Here is a 13,739-nt window from a genome sequence, read left to right as displayed (position 1 = left end):
TCTATCTGGAGACGGCCGGGCCGCGCGACGGGTGCGGCCGAGCTGCTGTCCAGCCCCCGCGTCTCCCGGTGGCCAGCGCCGCCTTCCGCGCCCGCCACGCCGATGTCGCGGCGCCGGCCGACCTGCTGCGGGTGCCGCTGATCCACGAGGAATCGACCGAGCAGTGGCAGCGCTGGCTGCGCCGCGCCGGGGTGCCGGACGTGCCGCCGCTACGCGGCCCGCGGCTGTGGCACGCCCATCTGGCGATCGAGGCCGCCCGGCTGGGCCAGGGCGTCGCTTTGGCCAATGCCGTGCTGGCCGGGGAGGACCTGGCCGCCGGCGGGCTGGTGGAGATGGTGCCGTCCGACATCCGCCTCGGCGGCTATTACTTCCTGTCGGAGGCGGCACGCTGGGACGAGCCCGGCCTGGCCACGCTGCGCGATTGGCTGCGGGCGTTGTTCGCGACCGCGAACGGCAATGGTGCATAGAATGCACCAGACACGTTCAAACTAGGCGATTGTGCAGCGGCCCTGCCGCACCGACCTTCTAGCGCAAGGCCCGAACCCAAGAGGATGCCCATGACCACCAATGCCGAGCTTCTTCAGCGCCGCAACGCCGCCGTCGTCCGCGGGGTCGGGCACACCACCCCGATCTCCGCCGCCCGCGCGCTGAACGCCGAGGTCTGGGACGTCGAGGGCAAGCGCTATGTCGACTTCGCCGGCGGCATCGCCGTGGTCAACACCGGCCACTGCCACCCGAAGGTGATCGCCGCCGTCCAGGCGCAGATGGAGAACTTCACCCACACCTGCTTCCAGGTGCTGATGTACGAGCCGTATATCGAGCTGGCCGAGAAGCTGAACGCGCTGGCCCCGATTTCCGGCCCGCTGAAGTCGGTGTTCTTCACCACCGGCGCCGAGGCGACCGAGAACGCCGTCAAGATCTCGCGCGCCGCCACCGGCCGGTCCGGCGTCATCGCCTTTACCGGTGCCTTCCACGGCCGCACCGTCATGGCCTCGGCCATGACCGGCAAGGTGGTGCCCTACAAGAAGGGCCTCGGCCCCACCCTGCCCGATGTCTGGCACGTGCCGTTCCCGGTCGCCCATCACGGCGTCACGGTCGAGGATTCGCTGCGCCACCTGAACTTCCTGTTCAAGGCCGATGTCGACCCGTCGCGCGTCGCCGCGATCATCCTCGAGCCGGTGCAGGGCGAAGGCGGCTTCTACGAGGTGCCGGCCGAGCTGATGCGCGCCCTGCGCCGGATCTGCGACGAGCACGGCATCGTGCTGATCGCCGACGAGGTGCAGACCGGCTTCGGCCGCACCGGCAAGATGTTCGCGATGGAGCATTACGACGTCGAGGCCGACCTGATCTGCGTCGCCAAGAGCCTGGCGGGCGGCTTCCCGCTGTCCGGCGTGATCGGCCGGGCGCCGATCATGGACGCGGCCGACCCGGGCGGGCTGGGCGGCACCTATGCCGGCAACCCGCTGTCCTGCGCCGCGGCGCTGGCGGTGCTGGAGGTGTTCAAGGACGAGAAGCTGCTCGACCGCTCGAACGCCATCGGCGCCCGGATCAAGGCGCGGCTGGAGACGCTGTCGCGCCGCAACGACCTGCTGCCGATCGCCGCGATCCGCGGCCTGGGTGGCATGGTCGCCTTCGAGATCGTCAAGTCGCGCGGCGCCGCCGAGCCCGATGCCGACGCCACCAAGCGGGTGACCCAGAAGGCCTATGAGAACGGTCTGGTGCTGCTGTCCTGCGGCGTCAACGCCAATGTCATCCGCATCCTGGTGCCACTGACCGCCAGCGACGCCATCGTCGACGAGGGCCTGGACGTGCTGGAGACTGCCCTGGCCGCCGCCTGAGATCGTTTGGAAATGCTACTGGTGCGGCCGTCTGATGGCGGTTTCTCCGCTTCCGGTGCTCACGCACCAAATGTGCGCTGCGCTCCGGTTCTCGAAACCACCACCAGCCGACTCACACCAGCGCATTTCGAAACGATCTCTGAGCCAAAGGTTCACTGACCCTCCCCCTCCCAAGGAGAGGGAAACGAGCGCCGCCCCTTCACCTCTCCTTGGGGAGAGGTCGAAATCGCGCAGCGATTTCGGGTGAGGGGGTGTGCGGCCTCGCCACAAGAGCATTCCGTTCCGTGACCCCGTGAGGTCCCCCAATGTCGACCGTGACCACCCTGTCCCTGAACGACCCCACCCTGCTGAAGAGCCAGGCCCTGATCGGCGGATCCTGGATCGGCGAGGCCGTCGACCCGGTGACCAACCCGGCGACCGGCGAGACGCTGGGCCGCGTGCCGCGCTTCGGCGAGGCCGAGGCCACCGACGCGGTCGAGGCCGCCGAGGCCGCCTTCGGCCCCTGGGCGAAAAAGACCGCCAAGGAGCGCTCGGCCATCCTGCGCCGCTGGTTCGACCTGATCATCGCGAACAAGGACGATATCGCCCTGATCATGACCAGCGAGCAGGGCAAGCCGCTGGCCGAGGCCCGCGGCGAGGTCGACTACGCCGCCTCCTTCGTCGAGTTCTATGCCGAGGAGGCCAAGCGCATCTACGGCGAGACCATCCCGAGCCACCGTGCCGACGCCCGCATCCTGGTGATGCGCCAGCCGATCGGCGTGGTCGCGGCGATCACCCCCTGGAACTTCCCGGCGGCGATGATCACCCGCAAGGTCTCGCCGGCCCTGGCCGCCGGCTGCACCGCCGTGGTCAAGCCGGCGCCGGAGACGCCGCTGACCGCGCTGGCCCTGGCCGAGCTGGCGGTGCGCGCCGGTGTGCCGGCCGGCGTGCTGAACGTGATCACCGGCGACGCGCCGAAGATCGGCCGCGTCCTGACCGGCCACCCGGCCGTGAAGTTCCTCGGCTTCACCGGGTCGACCGAGGTCGGCAAGCTCTTGATGCGCCAGGCCGCGGACACGGTGAAGAAGGTCGGGCTGGAGCTGGGCGGCAACGCGCCCTTCATCGTCTTCGACGACGCCGACATCGATGCCGCAGTCGAGGGCGCCCTGGCCTCGAAGTTCCGCAACATGGGCCAGACCTGCGTCTGCGCCAACCGGATCTATGTCCAGGACGCGGTCTATGACGATTTCGTCGCCCGCTTCGCCGAGAAGGTCAAGGCGATGAAGGTCGGCAACGGCACCGAGGCGGGCGTGGTCCAGGGCCCGCTGATCACCGCCGAGGCGGTGGAGAAGACCGAGCGCCACATCGCCGACGCCGTGGCCAAGGGCGCGACCGTCGTCACCGGCGGCCACCGCCACGCGCTGGGCGGCACCTTCTTCGAGCCGACCGTGCTGTCCGGCGCCACCACCGAGATGGTGGTGACGCAGGAGGAGACCTTCGGCCCGCTGGCCCCGGTCTACCGCTTCCGCGACGAGGCGGATGTGGTGGCCCAGGCCAACGCCACGCCCTTCGGCCTGGCTGCCTATTTCTACGCCCGCGACCTGGGCCGCGTGTTCCGGGTGGCCGAGGCGCTGGAGTACGGCATTGTCGGCGTCAATGCCGGTATCGTCGCCACCGAGGTGGCGCCCTTCGGCGGGGTCAAGGAATCCGGCCTCGGCCGCGAGGGCTCGCATCACGGCATCGAGGAGTTCGTGGAGCTGAAATACGTCCTGCTGGCGGGGATGGGCGCGTAGGACGAGCAGGCTCGCGATGGCGGTTCCAGGAAAGAGCCGTCATTGCGAGAAGGCGAAGCCGACGAAGCAATCCAGGGGCCACGCCAAACGACCCTGGATTGCTTCGCTGCGCTCGCAATGACGATCTTTTTGGTGGCCGTTAGGGCAACGCCTGCAGGAGCGTCGCCTGCTCTCCCCTTCTTCAGAACCGCCGCATCGCGTGCGGTTCCATGACCGCCATGGTGAAGCGGACCGGCCGCGCGCCCTTGCAGGCATAGGCGTGCGGCCGGTCGCTGTGCAGCAGCGCCGAAGTGCCGGCGGGCACCTCATGCGGCCGGCCGTCAACCTCCAGCAGCAGCGTGCCGGCGGTGACGTGCAGCAGCTCGCGCGTGCCCGGCGGATGCGGGTCGGAGACGTGCCGCTCCCGCGGCTTCAGCTCCCACTGCCACAGCTCCAGCATGTCGGGCCCGTCGCCGCCGACCAGCAGCACCGCGGCGCCGCCCTCCGGACCGGCCCAGAGCCGCGCCGTCTCCTCCGGCCCGACCAGCCGCACCGCATCCGCGCCGCCCAGATCCACCAGCTCCGCCACCGAGACGCCGAGCGCCGCGGCGACCCGGCACAGCGTGCCGATCGAGGGATTGGAGCGGGCGTTCTCGATCTGCACCAGCATGCCCTTGCTGACGCCGGAGAGCCTGGCCAGCGCGTCCAGCGACAGGCGTCGCGCCCGCCGCCGCTCGGCGACATGGCGCGCCACCGCCGCGGCGGTCGCCGCCTCGGGTTCGTCGGGGGCCTTGGTGCCCTCCGTGTTGACCTGCCCGGTCATCTCGGCCTATTCAACAAAATGAACTCTCCGGTCATTTTAACGAACCGAGCCGATGCTGTCCGCCCCACCTGTCGTTGATTCCGCAGTCCGGATGCTGCGCCCGGATTTCGTGGCGCTGAGCCTGGTGGCTCGCGGCGCCCGCAACGGCCCGAGCGACGCCGAGAGCGCCGCCCGGCTGGCCGAGGCCTGCCAGGCCGCGACGACCGGGCCCGATTGGACGGCGGCGCATCTGGAGGCCTGGCGCGAGGCCTATCGCGGCTTCGGCGCCAAGCCGCAGCGCACGCCCTGTTCGGCCGAGGCGCTGCGCAAGCGGGCCCAGCGCGACGGCGGGCTGCCGCCGATCAACCGCATGGTCGATCTCTACAACGCGCTCAGCGTGCGCTGGGCGGTGCCGATCGGCGGCGAGGACCTGGCCGCCTATCAGGGACCACCGCGGCTGATGCGCGCGACGGGCGACGAGATCTTCGAGACCTTCGCGAATGGCGAGTCCGCGGTCGAGCATCCCGAGCCGGGCGAGGTGGTCTGGCGCGACGATCACGGCGTCACCTGCCGGCGCTGGAACTGGCGCCAGGGCCCGCGCACCCGGCTGGATCTGCCGACGACCGAGATGTGGTTCGTGATCGAGCGGCTGGAGCCGATGCCGATCGCAGCGTTGGAGGCGGTCGGCCGCGAACTGGCCGACGGCATTCGCGCGATCGCGCCGGACGCCCGGATCGAGACCGCGCTGCTGGGCGCCTGAGCCGAGGTCCAGGCCCGGGTCGCTCGCATTGCGCCTCTCCCTTCCCCGGTCCTCCCGGGCATCGAAACGGCCCGGGCCGATCCCGGGGCAGTGGCACAATGCGCGGTTTCCGCCGTCGCCGTTAGATCCAGACAGGGGTCATCGATGGTGCCAGAATCCGAATGCCGAGGCCGGTCTCAGATCCAGCCGGCGTCCACCACATACATCTGGCTGGTGCACATGCGGGCGTCGTCCGAGGCCAGGAAGGCGACCATGCGGGCGATGTCGTCCGGCTCGACGAAGCCCTTCAGGCATTGCGACGCCATGATCCGCTCGACGTAGTCCGGCGTGTACCACAGCTTGACCTGACGCTCGGTCCGCACCGCGCCGGGCAGCACGCAGTTGACCCGGATCCCCTCGGCGCCCAGGTCCCGCGCCAGGCTGCGGGTCAGGCCCTCGATCGCCGCCTTGGCCGTCGTGTAGGCCGGCATCCCGCCCATCCCCGCACGCCAGGAGATCGAGCCGAAATTGATCACCGAGCCGCCGCCGGCGTCGCGCATACCCTGCCGCACCGCCTGCACCATGAAGAACTGGTGCTTCAGATTCACCGCCAGCCGGTCGTCCCAGTAGTCCGGCGTCACCTCGTCGATGCTGTGGCGCTGGTCGTGGCCGGCATTGTTCACCAGCACCCGGATCGGGCCGGCCGCCGCCTCCGCCGCCCGCGCCATGGCCCGCAGCGCGTCGATGTCGCGCAGGTCGCAGGGCAGGAAGGCCGGCGCGGACAACCCCTCCCCCACCAGCCGCTCGACCAGCGCCCGCGAGGACTCGGCGTCGATGTCGCAGAACACCACCCGGCTCTTCTGCCGCGCGAAATGCTCGACCAGGGCCGCACCGATGCCGGAGCCGCCGCCGGTGATCAGCACGGCACGGTCCTGCAGGCTGGGATAAAGGGCGAAGTCGGTCATGATGACGCCTGGATCGGGAAAGGGGATTCGGGGTCAGTCGCGGACCAGCGTCAGCTTGCGCTCGAACAACTCCAGCACCTCGGCCAGGACCCGGCTGCGGCTCAGCCGGTGCTTGCCTTCATAGACGCTGTATTCCGTCCCCTGCGCGCCCACCGTCTTGGCGATGCCGTACAGCGGACGGTCATGGCTGTGGCGGAACACGCTGAACACGGCGATGCCGACACTGTGGTCGATCGCGTAGTCGCGCCATTCGCCGGCGGCGACGCGGTCGAAATAGAGTCCGAGGAGCTGGCCGAGCTCGCCGCGGTTGAAATAGACGCGCCCGCGGCCGCGCCGAATCTGGGAGAGATCGAGAACCTGCGACATGCGCCGGACGGAATGCCTCGACACCGTTGAGTCGGTGAGCCAAGTGTTGGACAAATCCGGGCCGGCGTCCAGACGGCGCGCGCCGGGGTCGCAGCCCCGGCCGGATGCCGCGTCGGCGAACATCGCCATACCGCTGCCACACCCTTGGATTGTCTTCCCGGAACCAATCGTCTAGGTAAGGCGGCTCGGCCGCGCTGCCCTGGCCGAGGCGGCGCCCTGTTCGGAACCTGGTGATGACCGATATCTTCCGCGAAGTCGATGAAGCCCTGCGCGAGGATCGCGTCAAGGCGATCTGGAACCGCCATGGCAAGCTGATCATCGCCGGCGCGGTCGCCATCGTCGTCGGCACCGCCGCCGTCGTCGGCTGGCGCAGCTACAGCCAGAGCCAGGCGCAGTCGCAGACCCGGGCGCTGGTCGACGCCCAGCAGCAGGCAGCCGCCGACCCGAAGAACGCCGCCTCCGTCTATGCCGCGGTCGCCGCCGACAGCAGCGCCGACCGCGCCGCCCTGGCCCGCCTGCTGGAGGCCCGCGCCAATCTCGATGCCGGCAAGCGGGACGAGGCCGGCAAGATCTACCAGCAGATCGCCGGCGACAGCGGCGTCAATTCGGTGGTGCGCGACCTCGCCCGCCTCTATTCGGTCATGGCCCGGCTCGACGACGGCGACCCCGCGGCGCTGAACGGCGAACTGGAGCCGCTGGCCGCCGACGGCGCCCCCTGGCGTGCCGAGGCGCGCGAGCTGCAGGGCCTGCTGGCCCTGCGCCAGAAGGACACGGCCAAGGCCCGCGAGATCTTCGAGGCGCTGTCCAAGGACCCGGCCTCGTCCCCCGGCGTGCGCAGCCGGGCCGAACAGCTCCTCAGCATTTCGAGCAATTGAGGGACCACCCCATGCGGCGACGCCATCTGCTGCCCCGGATCTCCATCCTTGCGCTCGCCGCGGTCCTCAGCGCCTGCAGCTGGTTCAAGGACGCCAAGACGCCTCTGCCGGGCGAGCGGATCTCCGTCATCAGCCGCACCGAAGGGCTGGAGCCCGCGGCCGATGCCGGGCAGCCGAGCGTGCTGCCGGCGGTGCGTACCGACCCCGACTGGCGCAACCCGGGCGGCGCGGTCAACCATGTCAACGGCAACCTGGCGCTCAAGATCCCGTTCCAGCGGGCCTGGAGCAGCAGCATCGGCAGCGGTGACAGCAGCAGCACCGCGCTGCTGACCGGCCCGGTGATCGCCGACGGCAAGGTCTACATCACCGACGCCTCCGGCCGCTTGAACTCGCTCGACGCATCCAACGGCCGCTCGAACTGGCGGGTGCGGGTGGCGGATCCGGAGCAGGACAGCGTGCCGATCGGCGGCGGCGCCGCCTATGCCGATGGCGTGGTCTACGCCACCACCGGCTTCGGCGAGGCCGTGGCGGTCGACCCGAAGAATGGCGGCCTGATCTGGCGCACCAAGCTGGCGGGGCCGGTGCGCGGCGCGCCGGCCGTGACCCAGGGCCGCCTGGTCGCCATCACCGTCGACAACCAGACCGAGGTGCTGGACGCCAAGACCGGCACCGAGGTGTGGAACCATGCCGGCATCACCGAGCCTTCGGCCCTGCTCGGCGGCGGCAGCGCCGCGGTCGACAACGGCGTGGTGGTGGTGCCCTATTCGTCGGGCGAGCTGTACGGCCTGCGCATCGAGAACGGCCGGCCGGCCTGGTCGGCCGCGGTCGGCGGCGGCGCTGCCCGCACCGCCGGCGCCCTGGCCGGGCTGGCCGACATCACCGCGATGCCGGCGATCGACGGCGACCTGGTGGTCGCGGTCAGCCACGGCAACCAGGCGGTCGGCATCGACATGCGCTCGGGCGCCACGGTGTGGGAGCAGCCGATCAGCGGCACCCAGATGCCCTGGGTGGCCGGCGACACGGTCTACCTGGTCTCGATCGACGGCGTGGTCGTGGCGCTGGCCCGCAACACCGGCAAGGTGCGCTGGGTGCGCGAGCTGGACCGCTGGACCGACCCCGAGGACAAGGAAGGCCCGATCACCTGGACCGGCCCGGTCCTGGCCGGCGACACCCTGATCCTGGCCAGCTCGACCGGCAACGGCGTGCTGATCTCGCCCAAGACCGGCGAGGTCACCGGGCATTTCGAGACCGACCCGACGCGGATCGCCCCGGTGGTCGCGGACGGAACGCTGTATATTGTCAGCACGGGCGGCACCCTGACCGCCTATCGCTGAGCAGTCCCGAGCGCATGCCCTTCACCCTCGCCATCATCGGCCGGCCGAATGTCGGCAAGTCGACCCTGTTCAACCGCCTGGTGGGCAAGCGCACGGCGCTGGTCGACGACACGCCGGGCGTGACGCGCGACCGCCGGTTCGGCGACGGCCGTCTGGCCGATCTGAGCTTCCGCGTGATCGACACCGCCGGGCTGGAGGAGGCGTTCGACGACAGCCTCGAGGCCCGGATGCGGCAGCAGACCGAGGCGGCGCTGCGCGAGGCCGATGTCGCGTTGATGCTGATCGACGCCCGCGCCGGGGTGACGCCGCTGGACAAGCATTTCGCCCAGTGGCTGCGGCGTCGGGGCGGCAAGGTGCTGCTGCTGGCCAACAAATGCGAGGGCCGCGCTGCCGAGGCCGGGCTGCACGAGGCCTGGTCGCTGGGCCTGGGCGAGCCGATCGGCATCTCCGCCGCCCATGGCGAGGGGCTGGTCGACCTGGTCGACGCGCTGCGGCCGCTGATGCCGGCCGAGGACGAGGCTTCGGCCGCGTCCACGGACGAGGAGGACGACGTCGCGCTCGAGGATGAGGGCGACAGCGACACGGTCGACCCGGAGCGCGATCTGGCCCGGCCGATCCGGCTGGCCATCATCGGCCGGCCGAATGCCGGCAAGTCGACGCTGATGAACGCCCTGCTGCGCGAGGAGCGGGTGCTGACCGGGCCCGAAGCCGGCATCACCCGCGACGCCATCGGCGTCGACTGGAGCTGGCGCGGCCAGGCGATCCACCTGGTCGACACCGCCGGGATGCGGCGCAAGGCGCGGATCGACAAGCACGACGACAAGATCGAGTTCATGTCGGTCGGCGAGACGCTGGAGACCATCCGCCTCGCCCATGTCTGCGTGCTGCTGCTGGATGCCGCGGCGATCCTGGACAAGCAGGACCTGACCATCGCCCGGCACGTGATCGAGGAAGGCCGCGCCCTGGTGATCGCGGTCAACAAATGGGATGCGGTCGAGGACCATGCCGCCGCGCTTCGGCAGCTGAGCGACAGGCTGCAGACCTCGATGCCGCAGGTTCGCGGCGTGCCGACCGTCACCATCTCCGCCCTGCGCGGCCAGAAGCTGGACAAGCTGATGGACGCGGTGCTGGACATCCACAAGGTGTGGAACCGCCGGGTGCGCACCGGGCCGCTGAACCGCTGGCTGCCGGCGATGCTGGAGGCGCACCCGCCACCGCTGGTGCGCGGCCGCCGCCTGAAGATCCGCTACATCACCCAGGTCAAGGCCCGGCCGCCGACCTTCGCCCTGTTCGTGTCCCAGGCCGAGGAGTTCCCGGACAGCTATCTGCGCTATCTGGTCAACGGGCTGCGCGACAGCTTCGCCCTGACCGGCGTGCCGATCCGGATGATGCTGCGCCAGCCGAAGAACCCCTTCGCCGACAAGGACTGAGGCCACAACCGGCCGCCGTTTTTGCCGGACGATTGCAATCGGGCCGCGGCGGGGCCAGAGTCCCCTCCCCTGCGGGAGGAGATCGGAATGATTCACGAGCTGCGCGTCTATCACTGCGAGCCGGGCAAGCTGCCGGCGCTGCTGAACCGCTTCGACACCATCACCTTGAAGATCTGGGAGCGCTTCGGCATCCGCCAGGCCGGCTTCTGGACGGTCGAGATCGGCGAGAGCAACCAGGCCCTGTACTACCTGCTGGAATGGGAGTCGCTGGCCGAGCGGGAGCAGAAATGGACCGCCTTCGCGACCGATCCGGAATGGCTGGAGAAGCGCGCCGGGACTGAGCGCGACGGCCCGATCGTGTCGCGCATCACCAACACCATCCTGAAGCCGACGGCGTTCTCAAAGGTCAAGTAGGCGACCCGTCGACCGACAGGGGCGGCCGGTTCCGGCCGCCCTTTTCCTTTGCCGGAGACCGATGATGACGAAGACCGCCGCCGACCGCGAGCACTGGGCCCGCGTTGCCCGCGACTGGACCGCCTGGGCGCGCAAGCCCGGCCATGACGCCTTCTGGGCCTATCGCGACGCGCTGGTGGCCTGGATCGGCCACGGCTCGGGCGAGGCGCTGGATCTCGGCTGCGGCGAAGGCCGGGTGTCGCGCGAGCTGACGGCGCTGGGCTGGCGCGTCACCGCCGCCGACACCGTGGCCGAGCTGGTGGAGATCGCGGCCGAGGCCGGGTCGGCACAGGACTATGCGGTGGCCGACGCCGCCGACCTGCCCTTCGAGGACGGCAGCTTCGACCTGGTGGTCGCCTACAATGTGCTGATGGATGTCGAGGATGTGCCGGGCGCGCTGCGCGAGATCCGCCGCGTGCTGCGGCCGGGCGGCACGCTGATGGTGTCGCTGGTCCACCCGTTCCGCGACCGCGGCCGCTTCGCCGGGCCGGAGCCCGACGCCCCCTTCGTGTTCGAGGGCAGCTATTACGGTCGCGAGCGCTTCGAGGGCAGCGAGGAGCGCGACGGTCTGCGCATGGACTTCGCCGGCTGGTCGCAGCCGCTGGAAGCCTATGCCGCCGCCTTGGAGGCAGCCGGCCTGGCCATCACCTCGATCCGCGAGCCCCAGCCGGACCATCCCGACGGCGACGACCGGCTGCGGCAATGGTCGCGGCTGCCGCTGTTCCTGTGGCTGAAGGCCCGGCCGCTGGGGTGACCGCCTCCCTATTCCTTTCTATTTCTTGTCATCCTCGGGCTTGACCCGGCAATGACAGCAGAAGATGAAGTATGGCCGAAAAGGGGAACAAAAACAGGCATCTACCCGATAATCTTCCCCGGATTGAGAATCCCCTTCGGGTCCAGCGCCGCCTTGATCGCGGCCATCGCCGCCCGACGCGCCGGGTCGCCGTAGAGCCGGAACGCGTCCTGCTTCTCCAGTCCGATGCCGTGCTCGGCAGAGAAGGAGCCGCCGGCCTCGGCCAGCCCGTCATAGAGGATCGCCTCGATCTTCGCCTCCGACCCCTCCGGCCGGTCGCCGACCATGACATGCAGGTTGCCGTCGGCGAGATGGCCGAAGACATAGACCCGCATCGCCGGGGAGAAGGTGGCCGCCAGGTCGGCGCGGATGCGTTCGACATAGGCCGGCAGGCCCGATAGCGGCACCGAGACGTCGAAGGTCTTGGCGTCCGGGCAGGGCCGGCTGACCGCGTCGGAATCGTCGCGGATGCGCCAGAACATCTCACGCTGCCGCTCGTTCTGCGCCAGGGCGGCGCCGGTGACCGGCCCCTCCTCCCACAGCGCCCCGATCTCGGCCTCCATCGCCGCGGCGATGTCGATATCCGGGTCCTGCTCCGCCTCCGTCAGCAGATAGACCGGCGCCGGGTCGAGGCCGAGGCCGGAGAGCGCCACGCCATGCTCCTGCGCCACCGTCTCGGCGAAGGCGTGCCACAGGATCTCCAGCGCCCGCAGCCGGCCGGGGAAGCGGTCGCGCAGCCGCGCCGCCGCGACGAGTGCCGCCTCGGCCGAGGCGCAACCGATCAGCGCGGTCGCCGCCGGGGGCACCAGCCGCTCCAGCCGGATCACGGCGCGGGTGACGATGCCGAGCGTGCCCTCCGACCCGGCGATCAGGTCCTTCAGGTCGTAGCCGGTGTTGTTCTTCAGCACCCGCACCAGATCGGAGACGACGGTGCCGTCGGCGCGCAGGAACTCCAGCCCGAACACCCGGTGGCGCATGGTGCCGCGGCGGAACGCCTCGATGCCGCCGGCATTGGTGGCGATCAGTCCGCCGATGGTGGCGGAGCCGCGCGCGGCGAGGTCGATGCCGGGGGTCAGGCCATGTTCGGCCGCCGCCTCCTGCAGCCGCTGCAGCGTCACCCCGGCCTCGACCACGGCCAGGCGGGCCGCGGTGTCGATCTCGACGATGCGGTCGAGCCGGCGGGTGCTGAGCACGATCTGGCCGAGCCGCGAGGCGCCGCCGCCGACCAGCCCGGTGCGGCCGCCATGGGTCACCACGGACACGTCGGCTTCGTGGCACAGCGCCAGCACGGCCGATGCCTCCTCCACCGTGCGGGGCGAGGCCTGGATCCCGGCGGCCAGGTTACCGGGGTGGTAGCCGGGATCGATGCCGGCCAGGGCGTCGGCCCGCGCCACGCCGCCCGGTCCGAGCAGCGCGTCGAGGCGGGCAAGAAAGGCGGCGTCGAGCGTGGTCATGGCGATCCCGGTCGGTGACGGCCGAGAATGGCGGGGGCCGCCGGTACAGGCAAGCCGCAACCCCCAAACTGTCATGCCCGGGCTTGACCCGGGCATCCAGAGACTGTCGACATCTTCTGGATTGCCGGGTCAAGCCCGGCAATGACAGCAATATGTTAAGCGGCGATCTTAAGCCGCCTTGCGCGCCGCGACGAAGACTGACTCGTCGGCGCCCAACGGCACCGGCTCCGGCCGCTGGCAGACGCTCTCGATGGTGACGTGGCGGCCTTCGGTCGAGGAGCGGCCGAACGCCTCCATCACCTCCAGCGCGTGCAGCGCCAGGTCGCCGGAGGCGCGGTGCGGCCGGCCCTCGCGGATCGCCACCGCCATGTCGAGCGCGCCGATGATGCGGTAATCGGCCACCGACCGGCCGTCCTTCAGCGGCCGGTTCGGCACGCCGAAGGGATGGGCCGAGATGTCGACATCCTGCCAGTCGCCGCCCTGGGCGGTGACCTGCGGCGTGCCGCCGAAGAAGTTCGGGTCGGGCACCAGCAGCGAGCCCTCGGTGCCGTAGATCTCGAACGGGATGCGCTTGTTCTTCCACACGTCCCAGGAGGCGGTCAGCGAGATGTTGGCGCCGCTCTCGAACTCCAGCACGCCGTTGACCGTGGTCGGCACCTCGACCTGGATGATCTGGCCATTGAGCGGCTCGCTGGTCACCGTGCGGGTCGGATAGCCCTTGGTGGCGACCGCCGCCACCCGCTTCACCGGCCCCAGCAGGTTGATCAGCTGGGTGACGTAATACGGCCCGATGTCGAGGATCGGCCCGCCGCCCGGCTTGAAGAAGAATTCCGGATTCGGGTGCCAGCTCTCCATGCCGCGCGAGATCACCGCCGCGGCGCCGCCGACGACCTGGCCGATGCGGCCCTCGTCGATCAGCCGCCGGCAGGCCTGGTGGGC

The 13,739-nt window shown here is 70.4% G+C and carries 14 protein-coding genes; 9 read left to right on the top strand and 5 right to left on the bottom strand.

Features of this window, described 5'->3' with window-relative positions; translation table 11 throughout:
- The 3 genes from P409_RS11910 to P409_RS11900 all read left to right on the top strand — a co-directional run.
- Positions 1-467 (top strand): LysR substrate-binding domain-containing protein (locus P409_RS11910; protein ID WP_238578663.1); only part of this gene is annotated, 467 nt, incomplete at its 5' end.
- A gap of 90 nt (positions 468-557) precedes the next feature.
- On the top strand, positions 558-1,838 hold the full coding sequence (gene gabT / locus P409_RS11905; protein WP_034836068.1) for a 4-aminobutyrate--2-oxoglutarate transaminase: 1,281 nt from the start codon (positions 558-560) through the stop codon (positions 1,836-1,838).
- A gap of 305 nt (positions 1,839-2,143) precedes the next feature.
- Entirely contained in the window at positions 2,144-3,610 is a 1,467-nt protein-coding gene (locus P409_RS11900) for an NAD-dependent succinate-semialdehyde dehydrogenase (RefSeq protein ID WP_034836065.1), read from the top strand.
- A gap of 181 nt (positions 3,611-3,791) precedes the next feature.
- Here P409_RS11900 and P409_RS11895 read toward each other — a convergent pair whose 3' ends face one another.
- Positions 3,792-4,412 carry a helix-turn-helix domain-containing protein gene (locus tag P409_RS11895; RefSeq protein ID WP_034836062.1) on the bottom strand — a complete coding sequence of 207 codons (621 nt, stop codon included), beginning with the start codon at positions 4,410-4,412 and terminating at the stop codon, positions 3,792-3,794.
- A gap of 91 nt (positions 4,413-4,503) precedes the next feature.
- Between P409_RS11895 and P409_RS11890 the strand changes: the two genes are divergently transcribed.
- Positions 4,504-5,151 (top strand): B3/B4 domain-containing protein, encoded by a 648-nt coding sequence (locus P409_RS11890; protein WP_238578662.1) that lies wholly within the window; start codon positions 4,504-4,506, stop codon positions 5,149-5,151.
- A 176-nt stretch (positions 5,152-5,327) separates the two neighbouring features.
- Here the strand turns inward: P409_RS11890 and P409_RS11885 are convergent, their stop codons facing one another.
- Both P409_RS11885 and P409_RS11880 read right to left on the bottom strand, forming a co-directional pair.
- A complete protein-coding gene (locus P409_RS11885) occupies positions 5,328-6,095 on the bottom strand; it encodes an SDR family NAD(P)-dependent oxidoreductase (protein ID WP_034836055.1) in 768 nt (255 codons plus the stop codon).
- A gap of 33 nt (positions 6,096-6,128) precedes the next feature.
- Positions 6,129-6,590, bottom strand: coding sequence for a DUF2794 domain-containing protein (locus P409_RS11880; protein WP_052120432.1), 462 nt, complete (start codon positions 6,588-6,590; stop codon positions 6,129-6,131).
- Positions 6,591-6,694: 104 nt separating this feature from the next.
- Here P409_RS11880 and P409_RS11875 point away from each other — a divergent pair, with 104 nt between their 5' ends.
- The 5 genes from P409_RS11875 (at position 6,695) to P409_RS11855 (ending at position 11,307) form a co-directional block, all read left to right on the top strand.
- The gene (locus tag P409_RS11875) at positions 6,695-7,336 is read left to right on the top strand and encodes a tetratricopeptide repeat protein (protein WP_034836053.1); all 642 of its coding nucleotides are present in this window, start codon (positions 6,695-6,697) and stop codon (positions 7,334-7,336) included.
- Between the two features lie 11 nt (positions 7,337-7,347).
- Positions 7,348-8,670, top strand: a complete 1,323-nt coding sequence (locus P409_RS11870; protein WP_034836050.1) for an outer membrane protein assembly factor BamB family protein — start codon at positions 7,348-7,350, stop codon at positions 8,668-8,670.
- A gap of 14 nt (positions 8,671-8,684) precedes the next feature.
- Positions 8,685-10,100, top strand: coding sequence for a ribosome biogenesis GTPase Der (der, locus tag P409_RS11865; RefSeq protein WP_034836046.1), 1,416 nt, complete (start codon positions 8,685-8,687; stop codon positions 10,098-10,100).
- Positions 10,101-10,187: 87 nt separating this feature from the next.
- Positions 10,188-10,514 (top strand): NIPSNAP family protein, encoded by a 327-nt coding sequence (locus P409_RS11860; RefSeq protein ID WP_034836044.1) that lies wholly within the window; start codon positions 10,188-10,190, stop codon positions 10,512-10,514.
- A 64-nt stretch (positions 10,515-10,578) separates the two neighbouring features.
- Positions 10,579-11,307 carry a class I SAM-dependent methyltransferase gene (locus tag P409_RS11855; protein WP_034836071.1) on the top strand — a complete coding sequence of 243 codons (729 nt, stop codon included), beginning with the start codon at positions 10,579-10,581 and terminating at the stop codon, positions 11,305-11,307.
- 101 nt (positions 11,308-11,408) lie between these two features.
- Here P409_RS11855 and P409_RS11850 read toward each other — a convergent pair whose 3' ends face one another.
- Together P409_RS11850 and P409_RS38835 are read right to left on the bottom strand one after the other, a co-directional pair.
- Positions 11,409-12,800, bottom strand: a complete 1,392-nt coding sequence (locus tag P409_RS11850) for an FAD-binding oxidoreductase (RefSeq protein WP_034836042.1) — start codon at positions 12,798-12,800, stop codon at positions 11,409-11,411.
- A gap of 168 nt (positions 12,801-12,968) precedes the next feature.
- Positions 12,969-13,739, bottom strand: a 771-nt coding sequence (locus P409_RS38835; RefSeq protein WP_034836039.1) for a Gfo/Idh/MocA family protein, incomplete at its 5' end; no start/stop codon positions are given.

The organism is Inquilinus limosus MP06 (assembly GCF_000767795.1).
Classification (GTDB): Bacteria; Pseudomonadota; Alphaproteobacteria; order DSM-16000; family Inquilinaceae; genus Inquilinus; species Inquilinus limosus_E.
The sequence above is the reverse complement of the archived record's forward strand: the minus strand, read 5'-3'. Positions and strand labels throughout refer to the sequence as shown.